The sequence below is a fragment of the Streptomyces purpurogeneiscleroticus genome, assembly GCF_020024005.1.
Lineage (GTDB): Bacteria > Actinomycetota > Actinomycetes > Streptomycetales > Streptomycetaceae > Streptomyces > Streptomyces purpurogeneiscleroticus.
In genome coordinates, this window is the sequence record NZ_NHSG01000238.1 from 1 (window position 1) to 16,451 (window position 16,451).

Sequence of the window (16,451 nt, forward strand, 5' to 3'; positions counted from 1 at the left end):
TTCCCACCCCTGACGCCCCAGCACGTCGCGCCACCCAGACTTCAGCGACTGCGGTGACACAACCTAATGATCACCAAGGTTCGCTGGCAAAGATCAAGGTTCGACGACACAGGACAGCGGCCCCCTGCACGCCCGCCGTGCCGCTGCCCCCGATCCGCGATGCAAGACACCTCCGGCCGATACGCATCACCCAAGCCACTCGGCACCCCTTTCCAGCCATCATCGAACCGCGTTGTCGCGATCATGCCTAAGATCCTCAACACATCAAGATGAGTGTTGGGTCTGAAGCATGAGTGCTGGGTCGGGGGGCGCCGTGGGAGCCGGCGAGCAGCTAGTAACGATCGCCGCTGTACTGCTCGGCGCGCTGACGTCGTACGTCGGGAGCTACCTGTCCGAGCGGAACCGGACCAGGTACGAGCTGCTGACGCGGTGGGACGACAGGAAGCTCAGCGCCTACGAGGGCTACATCGACCGGATGAGGGCGGTCATCTTCCTGGCCGTCCAGCTCTACGAAGACCGCGAGGGAATCCGCGCAGCGGACAAGACGCAGGAAGAGATGCTCGTGGAGCATCTGGAAGCGAGCCGTCTGAGAGGGCGCTCCTTCGAGCGGATCATGCTCCTCGGAGGCGACGACGTCATAGAGGCGGCCCACGAACTGAACGCCATCGCCGGGGAGATCGACTGGCAGGCGACGGGCAAGATCGAGGGCACCTTGGAGGAGTGGCGCAGCCGCCACCGCTCCGTGTTCCGCGCAATCAACAACTTCCACGAAGCAGCCCGCACAGACCTCGGCGTCCAGGGCAACGCGACTGGAGAGAAGCATCCGGAGCGCGATCTTCTGCTACCGCCGGCTCGCCAAGAGGACGACAGTGCGTCCGCTTGATTCCCGAACTCCGTTGCAGGCGTGAGTCTGCGCTCGCTTACCGCGGCTGCAGAACCAGCGCAGCAACCGCACTCACAGCAATCAGCCAGCCACCTGCCGCCAGACAAGGGGTACATCGTGGCTGGGGCGGTCGGCTCCACAGCTTCAAGGAGTGGCCCCCCTCGAGGCACGTGTGGGCAGGCCGGTACTGTTTTGCCCAAGCCCTTTCTCAAGCTTCATCTGCCCCACCCGATACGCGGGTTCGGCCTCCCGGCGGAGTCGCCGGGAGGCACTCCCCGCACCGGCAGGGGCGGGCCATTGCTGAGAGAGGAAACCTCTTGGACACGGAGAAGTGCACCAAGCGGCGGACCGCTTTGCGGCCCGTCGGGCAGGCCCTGATTAAGGTGAGCGTCTACGTACTCGGACAGCTCATCTGCTCCTGGCTCGGCCTGTAAAACGAGGAAGGGCCCAGCGCTGGCCGACGAGTACGCGTCGGCCAGCGCACCCTCACCGCTTCGGCCTCCGAGGGTTGAGAGCTGGTTGAAGGCGAGCCGCGTCTTGGGGCGACCTCCACTGCTCGTGGCCATGGCAGGTTCCTGGACCACGCTCCTAGAGGCATCGCTACAACGGATCGGGGTTGCTGTGCCCGCGGTCCTGGCTGCTCTGCGATCGCCCTGTGGTGCCGACGGCGCGGAAGCGAGTCGGTGAGCTTGCGCTCGGTCGCATGTCCGTCGCCGCCAGCATGTCGACCGTAACAGGCCGCAGTTCGGCCGGTTATCACTGTCGTCACTTCAGCCACTTGAGACACTCATTCCCCTCTGGTCACTAGCATCGCTGCTGTAAAAGCGTGAGTGTTCGGGGCAGACGGTCGACATCGGAAGCAGGTAGGCGTAATGGCTGGCGGGGGTACCTGGTCGGAAGTGGAGGCGTTCTGGCCGGCCGAGGAGCTGGTGCGGGACCGGGAGCGGCTCATCCCCAAGATCGTGGCCTGCTACGAGGCCGCGCATCCCAAGGGGGAGAAGCCCTCTGACAACGACACAAAGTCGTGGCGGGAGAGCCTCTACGAGGTGGCCACGGCGTTGGTCGATCTTGGGCTCGGGCAGGTGTACGTCTTCGTGGAGTACCGCGTCCATCCGAGCATGAACCCGATCGACGCGGTGCTAGCGGGCAGCCATCCGGACGGTGGGCTCAGCTTCGCCGCGATCGAGTTGAAGCAGTGGAGTGAGGCCGAACGTCCCGACCCGTCAAAGGCAACAGACGGGCTGTGCGCCCAGTGCAGGAAGGCCACCACGCCATCGCTGTGTGCGAACTGTGCCGTGGAACGCGTCTTCGCACCGTGCTTCGGGCGCCACAAGAAACACCCTGCCGTACAGGTCAAGGACAACCTGGACTCCCTAAGGCGCCATCACAGCATGTTCGACGACCGGTACGTACACCTTGTCGGGGCCGCATACCTCCACAACCTCAAGGACCCACAGTCCCAGTGGATCAGCAGGATCCGGCCGGCTGCAGGCATTCCGACATTCACCGCCCGCCAGCCGGCGGACCTGCGGAAGTTCCTAAAAAGCCACTTCAGCCCGACGACGGACGCAGAAGCAGCGCAAGAGCTTTTGAACGGGCGTCGCTCCACTTCACTGTTGACATCAGAAGTTGGAGCAATCGTTAACGGCTACACGAAATTCAGCCTCCTGGAGAAGCAGCGCGAAGCCGTGGACGGCGTCATGGCCCAGATCCGGAAGCCGTCAACCGGCGCGAAGAAGGTGTATGTCGTCAGCGGCCGAGCGGGCACCGGCAAGTCCCTCGTGGCACTCACACTGCTGGGCGAAGCCCTCAACGAGGGGGCCGACGCGCGCTTTGTGTCCGGAGGTGTGGCCTCCCGGGAGAACTTCAAACGCGGCGTCCGAGGCAAGGGCAAAGCCTTCACGACTCTGAACCAGGTAGCGGACAAAGTAGGCGCCGATCAGCTGGATCTGTTGCTGTGCGATGAAGCGCACCGGCTCACCGAACGCCCGATGACGGGCTCGTTCTCCATGCGTCGCGACGGCGAGTCCTCGGTGTCCGTGATCGTGACGCGGGCCAAGGTTCCCGTCTTCTTCATCGACGGCGACCAGCGACTGTTCGCGGAGGAAATCTGGTCCGAAAGCAGCCTCATTGATGCCATCCAGGAGTTGAGGGCAGAGGTCGTACCGGTCCGTCTCGATCGCGCGCTGCGCGCGGTCGGCAGTTCCACTTATGACACGTGGGTTCAGCGTCTCTTCCACAGCGACCCTCTGCAGTGGAGCCACGATGCGGGAGAGGACGCGGAACCGTTCGAGCTGTACTACACCGACAGCGCTGCGCGGATGGAGAGGTTCCTGCAGTCGAAGCTGGACGCGGGATTGAGCACCCGGATATCTGCCGGTTTGTGCTGGAGGTGGACCGACGACACCGGCACGGCACCGGACGTAGCTCCGGAGGAGGGCTGGTCAAGGCCTTGGAACGCGGGCGACAACCACCAAACGCCCGGAGTCCCGAAGCGCCGGTTCTGGGCTACCGAGCCGGGGGGCTTCGGACAAATCGGCTGTGTCCACACGGCACAAGGGCTCGAGTACGAATGGGGCGGCGTCATCATGGGCCCTGACCTCACCTGGTCCGAAGGGTCCTGGACTGTGGACCGCCAACATGTACGCAGCAAAGCCAGCCGGATTGCCTCCGACGAGGAATTGGGCGAGCGGATCCGCAACGCGTACGGGGTTCTCATGACCCGCTCGATCCGCGGCACCGTGCTGTACTCAGTGGATCCGGACACCCGACAGCTCTTCGCTGATCTGGGCATCCCCAAGATCTAAGGCCGTCATACCCCGGCCGACGCCAGCCCTATCCCGCTCAGCACCCCGGAAGCGATTGAGCCTGATGACGCCACCTACGCTTCGTGCGCGGTGACAGATGGTCTGGCAGACGGGACGATGACGTTCTGTTCGTCAACGTGCACGCCTGCCAGATCGTCGGCAGAGGGCCGGGACAGTTCGCTGAAACACCGGCATGCGGCTCAGTCGGCTTCGCCTCGCAGCTCTGCGGCAAGCTCTTCGAACTCCTCAAGAGCGAGCCGCAGATCGTGTGCCACCTCCTGAGCCACCTCCTCAGGCGGCGCAAGGGGGGCGACTCCAGGCGGCTCCGCGGGCCAAGTCAGGTCCATACGAGCCTGGTGATGGCCCAGCACCTCCTGCACGTCGAAGCATCGAAAGCAGTCCGTCTCCACCCGCTCCGTGCGCGATTGGCCCGGCCGATAGACAGAGACGAAATCGTCCAGGTCGCTGCGGCGAAGCGGGTCATGGCCGGGCGCGAACCGCCGATCCGAGCGCAGTTCGTAAACCCAGACCTTGGTTGTACGGGGGCGGTCCTCCAAGCGATGCGGAGGTCGATCGAAGAAGATGACAGCCGAGGTGACCCCGGAGCCGTAGAAGATCCCAGCCGGCAACCTGAGTACTGTATGGACGTCGAACTGGTCGAGCAGGTGCCGTCGCACGGTCTCGGCTGCGCCCGCTGCGAAAAGGACGCTGTCCGGTACGACAACGGCGGCACGCCCCGGTGTCGCCGTCAACGCCATAACGTGCTGCAGGAAGTTGACCTGCTTGTCGGCCGACCCGGTCACGAAGTCTGCTCGCACGGGCGCGTCATCTCGGGCAGTGGCGTGGGGCCCGCTCGGAACCGCGGCATGCCTACCGAAGGGCGGGTGCGCGAGGACCAGCGAGGCGCGACGTTCGGGCGGTTGAGTGAGAGCGTCGCCCACAGCGATCAGAGCCGGCTGCCCAGCGGACGCGATGCCGTGCAGCAGCAGGTTGGCCATCGCCAGCTGGGCCGATCGAGTTACAAGCTCTTGCCCAAAGATCTGCTTAGTCGGGTAGCGAACCCGTTCCTCAAGTGTTGCATGGAGCAGATCATGTTGCGAGAGGTATTCGTGCGCGCCGATCAGGAAGCCACCTGTCCCGCAGGCCGGGTCGACGATGGTGTCGCTCAGCTCCGGTTGTACCGCTTCAACAATGGCGTCGATGAGCGGACGAGGCGTGAAGAACTGGCCTGCGCTGCTCCTTACCTCGTTCATCGCCCTCTCTAGGAGGGCATCGTATGCCTCGCCCAGGACACCAGGGCCCAGCGAGCTCCATGCAACCGCTTCGAAAAGGTCGCATACGAGGCGACGCAGCAGCCCTGCGTCGTGAACACGATTCTGCGCTCCGACGAAAACACCGTCCAACATTGTTCCGGCTCCATAACGCGACCGGTAGGAGAGAACCTCGCTGAAGTGCGCAACGAGGTCGTCCCCTTCTCGTTTCGTCAGCGAAGCCCACCGATACCGCTCAGGGGGAGCCGGCCAGCTTTCCCTAACCAAGGTGCGCCGATGACTCAGTTGTTCCGCCTCAAGCTTGAGCATAATCAGATAGGTAAGCTGCTCGACGGCCTCCGTAGTGGACAACCCCCGGTCACACAGCACGGTGCAATAGTCCGCAAGCTTGTCGGTCACTCTCGCCGCCCTGCCGTTCGGCGCCGTCACTGGTTCGACGAAGTGACGAGAGAAGGGAAGCGGATCGGTCATAGCTCGAGCTCCAGTTGCTCAGCGGCGATGGTGGTCATGGGGTGCCAGCCGGCCCGAGGAGGCATGGCCGTCGGCCGTCGGGCGGACCTGTGCCCTGACAGTCCGATGCTGCCGCCAGACCAGTGAATCGGCCCCCTTGGCAGCGCGCCTTCTTGCTGTGGTGCACCGACCCCCGCAGCATCGACCAGCAGCCCGGTGCAGGCCGCATCAATGAGCGCTCGGCGCAACTGTTCCGATGTCTTCTGGGCCCTCTGGACATGCGAGTGCAGTCGTTGCGCTCCCAGCGCCCAAGCAGTAGACCTCTGACCCAGTCGGTTCTGTTCGCCCGAAGGTGGGATGGGAATCGGGATGTTCCTCAGACTGGCTTGAGAAATACTTTGCATCGACGCGACGCCGCCATTGCTCTCTCGCTCAATCTGAACGCGCATATAGGATGTGGCAAGCAATTGCGCCAGCCAGCGTCCATCGACGTCTGGCTTGGGAACTAGCCGAAGGCTCTTGTCGCTCAGCAGCAGACGTCGGCGGCATGCTGCGACTTGCACCGCAGCCCCGACGTGTTCAGGAGAGTTGGCGCGGCACAGCAAGATATCGCCGACTCTAATCTCATGGCGCTCATCGACGCGTGTTCCGGGCCGGACAGCCTTGTTCTCCGTCTCAAGGAAGACGCCCCGTGTCATGGCGCTGGTCTTGATCACTCCCCACTCGTCGACCCGCGCAGGCCGCCCGTTGTACTCCAGCGCTCGGCCCGCCTCGATCGCCTTGATGACGTCACCGAGCCGCCCCCATGACCAACCAGGGGGAAGACTCCCAAGGAGAGCACCGCACGGTGCCAAGGCGCCACGGGCAGCTTCCTGCAGCAGTGTCACTCCTGCGGCCGCGCGACGCAGAGCCTCACCACCACGATCCAGGCCTCGGAGCCGTTCCCGCAGTGTGCCGAGGATGCGATGCTGCTCCGCCAGCGGCGGCAAGGACAGTCTGACTTCTTGCAGTGCGCGCATGGCCAGCGAGCGTATGCGGCCGCCGCCCGCAGCTGCCTCCAGCTGTCCACGCACCTGCGAGGACTGCCACAGGTGCGTCAGGTACTCGGGGTGCAGGATGTCGGGACGCACTTGTACCCGCATCATGCTGCTCGGAAGGGCCACTGGCGCGAACCCGCCCCCGACCAGCGCCCCGCGACCGAGCCGGTCCAGAGTCCCTGCGCTACGGCAGATGAGAAAGTCGCCCTCACAGGCAAGGACCGGAGCCTCTCCTCCAGCCCCCCCTACAGACTCGTCGGCGTCTCTGCAGTCCACCCCCGCTATGGACAGTGCCGTTGGGCGCAGCACCGCCCACCGCCCGTTGGCTCCGCTCTTCTTCTTCGACCGACCGCTGACCAGCGGGCTGCGCAGAACGTCGGCCAGCCGAATCTCCACCCAACCGGGAGGCATCTCTATCTCCGTCAAACCGAACTCCCCTCAGTCCCCGAATGTCCGGCACGGCGGCACTTCTACAACCCATCCCGCGCCCAGCGCACTCACCCCGCACGCCCTACCCCCGCCCAACTGCATAGGCGCCCCTTTGAGGCGTTAGCTCTCCGGGACCTCACCAGGGAAGCCGTGATAGGTCCACCGGCGAGGGGGCACCCACGGGCAAGCCGGCTAACTGGTCTCGTCAGCCAGCTTGTTGCCAACCCCCAGAGCAGACTCTGTCCAAACTATCGAACCTCCTGCCTCCCGCGGGCTGGAGGGCCTGGGCTCGTGTCGAAGGCGCTAGTCAGTGGGCGCCGTTAGAGAACGTCGCATGCACTATTGGAGCACTTGGTACTGGCAACGGGGCGATCAACCACGTCGCCTCTGCCCGTAGCCGTACCTCCCTGCTGGGAGATGGGCTTTAGACCGATCCCGACAGACCTGTCAGGCTTCTCAGATGCCCGGATCCGCCTGTCGAACCCCTCTGGTACAGCAATCGGTGAACTGGACGTCTCCGACGGCTGTCCCGCTGAGAGCGCTCTGGTTCTGGGGTCTTCCGGATACGGGCGAATGGCGACTGGAACTTCGTGAGCGGAGGCAAAGGCTATACAGGTGGCCTGGTCGAGCAGCACGGAATCGCGGTGGCCTAGGCGCTAACCCCTGCAGAAGCCTCCCGGACGCAAGCTCGGGAGGCTGTCCAAAGCCGCCGCGCACGGTACGCGATAGAGGTGGCCTCAGGCCCTGGGCCGCTGCAGAGAAGGAGCAGGTCAAAGGCGGTCTTCCGAACGCTCACGGCATGCCCTCCGGAGCCGTGTGCGCAGGTTCGAATCCTGCCGGGGGCACTTCGCCTGGACCAGCGTGATCACCCCGCTGACCAGCCCAAGTGCCACGAACAAAGGCCCGGACCCAGTCTCACTGGGTCCGGGCCTTTGTCACTGTTGCGCACTGATCACGTGTGAGGGGCGTGTGAGCTCGCACCCCGATGCCTGAATGCCTGCGTCCACCGCTGTGGGCGAGCCACCATGACCAAGTGCTGTTCCTGAAACGCGCCGCTCGTAGACGACTGCCGGCCTGGGTCCGCCAGGTCGCACTCTCCGCCAACGGTGGCTACTGCAGTTACTGCGGCAGCGGGGGCATAAAGGCGGAAGAGGTCGACCACGTCGAGCCACTGGAGTGGGGCGGAGCTGACGACTTCACGAACCTCGTCCCGGCCTGCCCCGATCCTGCAACGCCAGCAAGCGGGACCACAGGCCGCTTGAGTGGCGCACAAGACTGCTGCGCCGCCACCTCAACCCCAAGTGGTGGGATGACCCTCCGGGTCCAGAAATCCTCTGGTTACCGACCGAAGGATTCCTACAGTCCATCTCAAAGGTTCAAGCAGAGGTTGTGGAGTTGGCCCGCCCACACCAGGAAAAGGCCACCGAGAGGCTGAAACTGCAGGTCGCCAGCATCGCGGCGAACCTCCAATACCTCACTGATACACAGCAGCAGGAGGTACGAGCCGCAATACGTAATCTGCTTTTTGAATCCCCTGGTGATTGATAGCCAAAGCTCACCCAGTCGCCAGCCCATCACCTTCTCGATCTTCTTATTGTTCTCCGCCTCACTGTCGTCGATACAGCCGCATAGCGCCGGTGGATCACCTCCGATGTGTTCCCGGCCCGCCGGGCGACCTCGGCCACGCGAAGGCCCGCACGGAGCCAGTTCGTGATACAGGTGCTTCGCAGGTCATACGGACGATGCCCCAGCGGAGAGGCAACCTTGTCGGGCGGAAGGGCCAGTGGCCGGACTTCCTGCCACACACGCCAGTAGCTGGATGAGCCGAGCAGGTCCCCTCGCTCGTTGGGAAAGAGCCGACCGTCCTTCGCCGTACCGAACTCCCCCCCACGTGCGCGCGAAGCATGGCCACCAAGACGGGCGGGATGGGCGCTGGTCGGTCTTTTCCCGCTTCCCGTGACTTCAGCCCTCTCTTGTCGTGGCGCCCGCCCGAGTCCGTCCCGCTCTTGCCTGAGATCGGACGCGTCTCGTGGAGGGTGAGCGTTCCCCACCCTTGTTCCGGGAAGGCGCGATCAGCCAGCCGGAGTCCGACTGCTTCGGCCAGCCTCATCACGGCGTACAGGATGCATCCGAAGAACGCGACCAGGAACCTACCTCGGTTGCGGTGGCTCTCGACGCCAACTCACTATCCGTAAGACGTGCCCTTACTGACGTTCATCTGGTCACAAACGCCGATGTCAGCGCGGCAGCTGACGTTCTCGTAGAGGCGTTGCGCGGGGTAAGTCGTACGACGACCAGCGAAGAACGGAAGGAGTCGTGGCGGAAAGTGGTGCAATGCCGAAGCGCCTACATGACCGCTGCTCGCTCGCACCTGCGCTCTCTGGCCCCGTAGGGGGAACATGAGCACTGCGTTGATTCCTGCTAGTCAATCGGCGTGTCAACTTCCTAGAGGAGAGGGGTCTCACCGCTTCGGGTGAGACCCCAATACCAGGAAGGCGCCGATGGCAGGCAGTCGACCTGCACGGCCATTGAACAGGACGGGGCCAGCCTCAGGGCCAGACGGTCAGGGGCACCCCAGAGTCGCTAAGCGAGACGTTACGACAGCCATGTGATGAGACGTCGCCCAAGCTCGCCACTCCGTGCCGCCCCCTGCTTTCGGCCGTTTCCTCTGCGCGCATTCCAGCACACGCGCGTCCCCCCAGGATGTGTCAGCGCCAGTAGACGGCCAGTAAGGGGAGTCGACCAGGTCACTGCTGAGGACAAAGAAGTCGTCATTCCCTGGACGGACTTTCGCATACACGAAGACCTGCCAGTCGGATTCGACGGTGTAGCGCAGATTCGGATGGGGAGCCCCACGACTCTGCTGCGGAGCCCTCGGGTGCGTGACGCCAAAGTCCCCGAAGTCCAGCGCAGAGCCACTCCAGCCGTCAGCTACTTGCTCCCAAAGGAGAGCGTCCTCTCGTTTGACCGCTGTGGCTTGACCTCGCGGAAAACCCGTTAGGTTGACCGGGAATGCGCCGGCGGCGACACATATTCGTCTCCAAGGCCAGCGTGCCAGTTGCCTCAGCGCTTCGGTGACATCTGTCGCCAGCGCGCGCCTTCTACCTTCGGATTGCACTGACCCCGCATCAATGACTAGATCGATCTCTTCCGGGCCTGCGGGGAGCGCTGCGAGCAGCTGCTGGAGCCGTTCACTGTCCGAGATGTCGCGCAGGGCATCTGACGAAGAGACGCGCAGGCAACCGCCTTGCTCATGCCAGGCCATGGCGGTGGCGACTTCAGTGAGCACCTCGTCGGTGTCGGTGACCCTGAACACCGGGCACATCGCGACCTGCTGCTGGCTCAGCGCCTCACCGACTCGCGCCATCGACCCTCTGCTATCCGTGTGGAGGACGCTCATCGCCGGCAAGGTGCCGCAGTCGACCGTTAGAACCATGCCTTTCGGGACGCAATCTGCGGCTTGCTTGCAGAAGGTCGCCAGGGGATCTCGCCCATCGACACCTGGCACGATCTCCATGACAGGGCGAATCTGGGACTGAACCTCCACTGACGCGTGCTTCAGCGCCAGAAACTCGCCCATCTTGCCCTTAAGAATCGGAACGTAGGACACCGGCCACCCCCAGGATGCACATCACACTCAGCCAGTTGAAGAACGCACCACTCGCGCCAAGAGTGACCGAGCGCCCCTGGAATCGATAGAGTCGTAAACAAGCCAATGCGCGCCGCAAGTCGTACGCCGGGGCATCTGCGCGCACCTGCCTGAGACCTCAAGCGGCGCCGCGCTCCTCTGCGCGCCGCAAGGCTCCTGGCGAATCTCACGAAGCGGCGCCCTCAGTGCATCTGCGCAGCGGCAATCGTGTGGGCAGCGTGTGGTTTTGAGGAGTGATCGACGCTCGTGGCGCATCGCCGCAGGTCAAGACGGCATTCACTGCCCATGTGATCGTGCCATCCGGAGCCGTGTGCGCAGGTTCGAATCCTGCCGGGGGCACTTCGTAGTGAGCAGCGTGATCACACCGCTGGTCTGTGTGAGTGCCAAGTGTGAAGGGCCGGGCTCAGTAGCACTGGGTAGCACTGGGGCCGGTCCTTTGTCGTCGTTCGGCGGCAGCGGGGCTTTGCGCTGTCTCGCGCGCCCCCTCTTGCGCTCCTTTGCCGCCGAGCGTTGTGGCTTTTCGAGGGGAGTGATGCAGCTCCAGTGGATCCCACGCGGACTGTGCAGTATGTATGTCGCATCAACTTTCGCGCATAGTGGGTTGGTTGTGACAAACGGGGACGAGGTTGCGGTCTGCACCGCGTCGCGGGGGAGCCTGTGGGGGGCTCGGAGAGGCCAGGGGGCATATGAGCCGTCGTGCCACCGGACTGATCGGTACTTGGGCGGAGATCCAGCGTCAGCAGCGGCGTCGAGAGGAGGCCCAGCAACGCGCCCGGGTGCAGCAGCAGCGGGAGCAGGAGCGCCGGCAGCGTGCAGCGGAGCGGGCGGCCGCACGCAGTCAGCGGGAACAACAGGCGGCTTACCGGCAGCGGCGGGAGGCCGATGCGCGGCAGCGTACCGAGGAGCTGGACGCGCGGGTCGAAGTACTGAAAAACCTGCTGAGGGCGGGGTGCGACGCCCCGGCGTTCACGCCTGCCTCGCTGGCCCGTCCCGAGCAGGTGGAGCCGTTTGCTCCGGGCCGGCTCGGGGTGCCCGTACCCATGCCGGACCCGAACGCCTACCAGCCCGCCTCGCAGGGCGGATGGGGGTTCGGGGCGAACCGTCAGGCGCAGGAGCAGGCACGCGCTCGGTATGAGCACGACTGGCGGGCGGCGCAGGCAGCCGAAGCTCAGCGGCAGCACCAGCTTGCGCTGTATCACCAGCAGTACCAGCAGTGGGCGGACGAACAGCTGGCGACGATCCGCCGGCACAACGCCGCGGTCGAGAGGCTGACCGCCGCACTTCAGCGGGGTGAGCCGGAATCGGTGGTGGAGTACTTCACCGCCGCGCTCTACGCCTCGCAGGGCTGGCCGCAGGACCTTCCCCGTCAGGTATCCGCCTCGTTCGACTCCGCCGCCCGCCAGCTCGTCCTGAACTGGGAACTGCCCGGTTACGCGGTCGTCCCCGAGGTATCGCTGGTGAGGTACATGCCCGGCACCGACCGGGACAAGGAGGTCCAGCGGCCGGCCATCGAACGCCGGACCTTGTACCGCGACGTGCTGGCACAGTGCGTGCTCCTGGCGCTGCACGACCTCTTCGCCGCCGACCGGTTCGGCGTGCTGGACTCGGTCGTCCTGAACGGATTCGTGGACGACACCGACCCGGCCACCGGTCATCGGGCGCAGGTCTTCCTGGCCACGGTGACGGTCCCGCGCGCCGACTTCGCCAGACTGAACCTGACGCAGGTGAGCGCTCCCGACTGCCTGGTGGGCGGACTCCGCGGCCGGCTGTCGGACCGCCCGGAGCGGCGCGCCCAGGTGCGCCCCGGCCGGCTGCCCGGCGAGGTCGGAGGCAGTGTGGTCTCCCACGGAGACGGAGACGGAGACGGCGAGGAGCCAGATCTGTACGAGATGGACCCGCTGGAGTTCGAAGAGCTCGTGGCGGATCTGTTCCGGGCCATGGGGATGCAGGCGGTCACCACGGAGCGGTCGGGTGACGGGGGTGTGGACGTGGACGCGCTGGACCCCGACCCGATCCGCGGCGGCAAGATCGTCGTGCAGGTGAAGCGGTATCGCAACACCGTGCCGCCGAGCGCGGTGCGCGATCTGTACGGCACGGTCCAGGGCGTCGGCGCGAACAAGGGCGTACTGATCACCACCTCCGCCTTCGGGCCCGGTTCGCACGCCTTCGCCAACGGCAAGCCGCTGACCCTCATCACCGGCACCCAACTGGTCGATCTCCTGCGCCGCCACGGTCTGAACGGGCGCCTCGGAGCCGTCCCTGCCCCTGCCCCTGCCCCTGCCCCTGAACGGCAGGAAGGCACTGCCGCCGCGGGCCTCGGTGCCGGCCCGGACGCCGGCCCCGGCGCCGCGCCGGACATCGACCTGTACACCGCCTCGGGCACCGGCCCGGACACCGACCTGTACGCCGCCCCGGACATCAACCCGGCCGCTGGCCCGGACGCCGATCTGGACGAGACCAGCGTGCTGGGTCTGACGTGGTCCGGAGCCGTGGCCCTGGACGTGTGCGCGCTCGTCTGTCAGGGGAACCGCATCCTCAGCGAGGACCAGTTCGTCTTCTACAACAATCCGCGTACCGCCGACGGCAGTGTCCGGATGATGCCTGCCGTCGGTCCGGACAAAGCCGCTGTGTGGGTGCGTTTCGAGCAGCTTCCCCCGCAGGCGGACCGGCTCGTCCTGGTCGCCGCCATCGATCCCGAGGTCAATCCCGAAGCGGACCTGTCCGGCTTCTCGGACGCCCGGATCCGTCTGTCGGTCCCCTCAGGCACAGCGATCGACGAACTGGACGTCTCCGACGGCCGCCCCGGTGAGACCGCTCTCGTCCTGGGCTCGTTCCGGAGACGGGCCAATGGCGACTGGACCTTCGTGACCGGCGGAAAGGGCTATCCGGGTGGCCTGGTCGATCTGGTCGAGGAGTACGGAATCGAGGTGGAATAGCCGAGCCGGAATAGCGGAGATGGACCAGCCGAGGTGGACCAGACACTGTGAAGTGTCCAGGACCTATCGCTGCACGGCGCGGTCGGAGGATGGCCATACGTAGGGCAGGCCGGCGGGGGTGTCCGGGAAGTACGGGCGGTAGTGGTCCGGGGCCTTGGTGAGGAGGGCGGACCGGTGGCTCCGGTGGAAGTCGGGGTCGCCCAGCCAGTTGGGGAGATCGTGGGAGGCGGCCAGGGTGGCGTAGTCGCGTGGCGGGGAGCCGGGGAAGCGGGCGGTGTAGTCCTGGGTGAGCGTCAGGGCGCAGGTGTCCTGGCGGCCGGACGCGGTCCATACGTCGCAGATCTCCAGGCCGTACCGGACGAGGGCCTCCTCGTACCCCGCCCACATGCGGACCGCCGGGTGGTGGCGCCAGCCGTAGCCGGGGACGGTGAGTCCCCGCAGGACCTGCAGCGCCTCCACTCGCTGCTTGCCGAGCCGGCGCGGGTCGAGGACCGCGGCGGAGGCCGCGAAGTCCGGCCAGGGCAGGAATGTCTGCATTCCGGATGAGTAACCGCCGGGGGCGGTCCGCTCCGGATGGCGCGGCGGCTTTCACGCGGTTCGCGTAACGATCCGGGTCGCGTAACCATCCCGCTCGCGTAACCATCCCGCTCGCGCGACCGCCGGTCACCGAGCCGGATCGGGCGGCAGTGTGATGTGCAGCGGGCCGCAGCCGAGGCGGGCTGCTTCCTTGGTCACGTAGCGGGGGAAGAGGTCGCGGATGATGTAGGCGTGGGACGCGTCGTCGGCGCGGGCCAGGAAGGTGACCTCGCCGGTCTGGCAGTCGGCCTGGAAGAGGGCAAAGCCGGGGTGGTAGAAGCCGTGGCCGTCTTCCGGGTCGGCGGATTCGATCCGGCGGCCGTCCTGCAGCGCCTGCCGGTGGTAGAGGACGGCGAGGCGGGGGTCCTCGATGGTCATCAGCCGCAGCGCGGGGTGGTCGAAGGAGACGTCGCGGTCACAGGTACGGACGGGGCCCGGGCCCCGCGTCACCATCGGGCGGTACGCGGCGGTCCACTCCTTCCCGGACGTCCGCAGGCCCTTGATGCCGCAGAAGGCGTCGGGCTGTTCGTCGAGGAAGCGGGTCGGCCGCGGGAGCCGGGGCACCGGGTCGGCGAGGGTTCCCTCGCAGCCCTGCCCCGCCATGTAGTGGTTGACGAGCTTGACCACCGTACGGGCGAGCCGGTCGCGCTCCGTACCGTCGACCACGTCGTCGTACACGGTCCAGCCCGTCGCCACGTCGATCACCAGCGGCCCGTCGCCGGTGCGCGACCTGCCGGCACAGCCGTCCGGCACGGCCAGCCAGGCGCGGGTGTCCGACGCCATGCCCAGCAGACCGCCGCCCAAGGGGGTCAGGCGGGCGGACAGGAACTCGTCCGCCCACTGGCCGCCCGCACCCCCGAAGCGGGTATCGAGCTTGTGGACCTGCACAGTGACCCGGTTGCCGCTGGACGATCGCAGGACGCACTGGCCGGACGGGCCCTCGGACCCGATCGGGTCGCTGTCGAGGGGCGTGTCGACGCTGTCGATGTCCTCACTGCCGACGTCCTCGCTGCCGACGCTCTCGCTGCCGATGTCCTCGCTGCCGCCGAACAGTGCCGCCACGTCCGCGCTGTCGAGCGCGGACCAGCACGCCCGTCGCGCGCCCGCGAACGGGCCGGCGTCCGTCTGCCAGGCCACGGCCGTACCGCCGAGCAGTACCCCGGCGAGCCCGGCGGCGAGCGCGGGCCGCAGCCGGCCGCGCATCAGCCGACGCCAGTGCCACCGGTGCCACCAGGGCGTACGGGGGACGAAGGGCCCGGTACCGAGTACGCCGCTACGGACGTCAGCGCCGTTGTCCGAAGTACCTTTCCCGGTCTGCTCGTTCCTGTCCGCGGTCATCGGCCGGTTCCCCCAGGTGCGGCGTCGGTGGCGGGTGCGACGGGTGCGCATCCCAGGCGCTGGGTCACGGCGTTGGCGAAGGCCGCGAAGTACGGTGTGGCCGCGGCCTTGTCGGAGGACGGGGCGCGGAGCAGGAAGGTCGTGGACCGGCCCGCGCAGTCGGCCCTCAGGACCTGGTGGGAGTCGGTGAGGACGCCCGTGCCGCGCCAGCCGCGCGCCGGGGCCGCGTCGCCCACCGCGCCGTCGAACAGCGCGTTCAGCCGTGGCTGGGCGACCATCAGGGCATCGAGGACGGAGCCGCCGTCGCGGCCCAGGGTCCTGACCGAGCAGGACTGGAGGCCCCGGGTGACGGCCCCGACCTGGTACCTCATGCCCTGCGTCGCGTCGTCGTCGAATTCCATTCCCCGGACGCGGCAGGCGCGCGTGAAGACGGTCTCGTCGCCCTCGGGCAGCGTGAGCACGGGCGACGTGATGCGCAGATCGCGCGCGGGCGCGCAACCCGCCGCCTTCATCCCGCGGTTTGCCGCCGCCACGACCAGTCCGGCGGCCGAACGGGCACCGCCGATACCCGCGCTGGTCCGCGACGTTCCGCCGTGCCAGGCCAGTCGGGCGTCGGAGTCGAGCGTGACCGCCGTCGGCCGGCCGTCCCGGGTGTCGCACCGCTTCGGCAGGACGAGGAGCGCGTGGTCGCCGTCGGTGGCTCCGGGGAGCCCGTCGGGCAGCGGAACGGAACGGTCACCGAGGTACGTGAGGATCCACTCCATCCGCCGGGCGGCGTCCCGGGGAGCCGGCCCGTACGTGACCGTGACCTCGGTCTTCCGGGTCCCCGACCCGCCTTCGGAGCGGAGGGCGACGGTACAGCTGCCACGCGGCCGCTCCGGCGTGGGCACGGCCTCATGGGCCGTCCGGCTGCCGCCGTCCTCGACCGCCGAGTCCGCCAGGAACTCGGGCCCGCTCCCCGTCTCCCAGGCACCCCAGCAGTACCGGTCCCGGTCACCCGCGAACGACCAACTGCCCGCGGCCCAGGCCCCGAGCCCGCCGGCGACCAACAGGATCGCGACGGCCCCGCCCCACA

At 66.7% G+C, this 16,451-nt stretch carries 10 protein-coding genes and 1 pseudogene; 5 read left to right on the forward strand and 6 right to left on the reverse strand.

Features of this window, described 5'->3' with window-relative positions; translation table 11 throughout:
- The first annotated feature begins 289 nt into the window (after positions 1–289).
- Together CCS38_RS15400 and CCS38_RS15405 are read left to right on the forward strand one after the other, a co-directional pair.
- Entirely contained in the window at positions 290–883 is a 594-nt protein-coding gene (locus CCS38_RS15400) for a hypothetical protein (protein WP_223733836.1), read from the forward strand.
- An 899-nt stretch (positions 884–1,782) separates the two neighbouring features.
- A complete protein-coding gene (locus CCS38_RS15405; protein WP_223733837.1) occupies positions 1,783–3,690 on the forward strand; it encodes a DNA/RNA helicase domain-containing protein in 1,908 nt (635 codons plus the stop codon).
- Between the two features lie 200 nt (positions 3,691–3,890).
- Here CCS38_RS15405 and CCS38_RS15410 read toward each other — a convergent pair whose 3' ends face one another.
- A complete protein-coding gene (locus tag CCS38_RS15410; protein ID WP_223733838.1) occupies positions 3,891–5,432 on the reverse strand; it encodes an HsdM family class I SAM-dependent methyltransferase in 1,542 nt (513 codons plus the stop codon).
- A complete protein-coding gene (locus tag CCS38_RS15415; RefSeq protein WP_223733839.1) occupies positions 5,429–6,541 on the reverse strand; it encodes a restriction endonuclease subunit S domain-containing protein in 1,113 nt (370 codons plus the stop codon). The genes CCS38_RS15410 and CCS38_RS15415 overlap by 4 nt, the downstream gene beginning before the upstream one ends.
- A gap of 777 nt (positions 6,542–7,318) precedes the next feature.
- Here CCS38_RS15415 and CCS38_RS15420 point away from each other — a divergent pair.
- Together CCS38_RS15420 and CCS38_RS35715 are read left to right on the forward strand one after the other, a co-directional pair.
- A pseudogene (locus CCS38_RS15420) lies at positions 7,319–7,530 on the forward strand (restriction endonuclease); the annotation flags it as partial.
- A gap of 332 nt (positions 7,531–7,862) precedes the next feature.
- The gene (locus CCS38_RS35715; RefSeq protein WP_223733840.1) at positions 7,863–8,312 is read left to right on the forward strand and encodes an HNH endonuclease; all 450 of its coding nucleotides are present in this window, start codon (positions 7,863–7,865) and stop codon (positions 8,310–8,312) included.
- Between the two features lie 1,128 nt (positions 8,313–9,440).
- Here the strand turns inward: CCS38_RS35715 and CCS38_RS15435 are convergent.
- Positions 9,441–10,487: a beta family protein gene (locus CCS38_RS15435; RefSeq protein ID WP_223733841.1), complete on the reverse strand. Its 1,047-nt coding sequence runs from the start codon at positions 10,485–10,487 to the stop codon at positions 9,441–9,443.
- A gap of 725 nt (positions 10,488–11,212) precedes the next feature.
- Here CCS38_RS15435 and CCS38_RS15440 point away from each other — a divergent pair.
- A complete protein-coding gene (locus CCS38_RS15440) occupies positions 11,213–13,462 on the forward strand; it encodes a restriction endonuclease (RefSeq protein ID WP_223733842.1) in 2,250 nt (749 codons plus the stop codon).
- A 63-nt stretch (positions 13,463–13,525) separates the two neighbouring features.
- Here the strand turns inward: CCS38_RS15440 and CCS38_RS15445 are convergent, their stop codons facing one another.
- From CCS38_RS15445 to CCS38_RS15455, 3 genes are all read right to left on the reverse strand, one after another.
- Positions 13,526–13,999 (reverse strand): MSMEG_6728 family protein, encoded by a 474-nt coding sequence (locus CCS38_RS15445; RefSeq protein ID WP_223733843.1) that lies wholly within the window; start codon positions 13,997–13,999, stop codon positions 13,526–13,528.
- A gap of 126 nt (positions 14,000–14,125) precedes the next feature.
- Positions 14,126–15,376, reverse strand: a complete 1,251-nt coding sequence (locus CCS38_RS15450) for a hypothetical protein (RefSeq protein ID WP_223733844.1) — start codon at positions 15,374–15,376, stop codon at positions 14,126–14,128.
- Positions 15,373–16,451: hypothetical protein (locus CCS38_RS15455; RefSeq protein ID WP_223733845.1), on the reverse strand; the 1,079-nt coding region annotated here is incomplete at its 5' end. The genes CCS38_RS15455 and CCS38_RS15450, both read right to left, overlap by 4 nt.